2 protein-coding genes are annotated in these 797 nt (G+C 63.2%); both read right to left on the bottom strand.

Annotated elements, in window-relative coordinates; all coding sequences use genetic code 11:
- Nucleotides 1-581 (bottom strand): tyrosine-type recombinase/integrase (locus tag AC08OJ_RS19125; protein ID WP_476594648.1); only part of this gene is annotated, 581 nt, incomplete at its 3' end.
- A gap of 34 nt (nucleotides 582-615) precedes the next feature.
- Nucleotides 616-797, bottom strand: a 182-nt coding sequence (locus AC08OJ_RS19130) for an IS3 family transposase (RefSeq protein ID WP_476596458.1), incomplete at its 5' end; no start/stop codon positions are given.

Below are 797 nucleotides of genomic sequence, written 5' to 3' on the forward strand. Positions count from 1 at the left end.
GTGTTGCGGGCGATCTCGGCGGCGAGGTCGAGGAGGATGTGGGTGTAGGCGTCGGCGGTGATCATGATCGTGGAGTGGCCGAGGAGTTCTTGGACTGCTTTGAGGTCGGCGCCGGCGGCGAGGGCGAGGGTGGCGGCGCCGTGGCGGAGGCCGTGGATGGTGATGGGGGTAGGTCGGCTTCCTGGATGAGGGTGTGGAAGCGGTTGGTGAGGTGTTCGGGGTGGATGGGAGTGCCGTCGGGGTGGGTGAACGCGAGGCCGTTGTTCGGCCAGATGGTTCCGGCGGCGAGCCGGTTGGCGTGTGCGGCAGGTTTTCAGGACGGCGAGGGTGTCGGGGTCGAGGGAGATGACACGGTCCCCGGCGTCGGATTTCGGCTTGGCGAGTTGGGTGGCGTAGCTGATCTGGACGAACTGCCAGCGAATGGTGAGGGTTGCGTTGGTGACGTCGATGTCGTCGAGGTGGACGGCGACGGATTCACCGCGTCGGAGCCCTCGGTAGGCGATGAGGTGGAAGACAGGGTAGAGCGGGTCGCTATGGGCGTGGTCGAGGAACCGCCCGGTCTGCGCTGGGATCCAGACCATGAGTGGAGCGTTCCCGATTTAGTAGACAGTTCCATTATGCGGCTTGTTGGTGCTCCCTTTCAAACTTGGCCTCGTACTCGACGGGCGTCATGTAATTGATCGTGGAATGTATCCTTCTGCGGTTGTAGTACGTCTCGACGTAGTCGAAGATGCCGGCGCGGAGCTGTTTCAGGACGGCGAAGGCGTGGAGGTGGACGAACTCCTTCTTCAGGGTCA

The sequence above is a fragment of the Frankia sp. CgKIO3 genome, assembly GCF_977946435.1.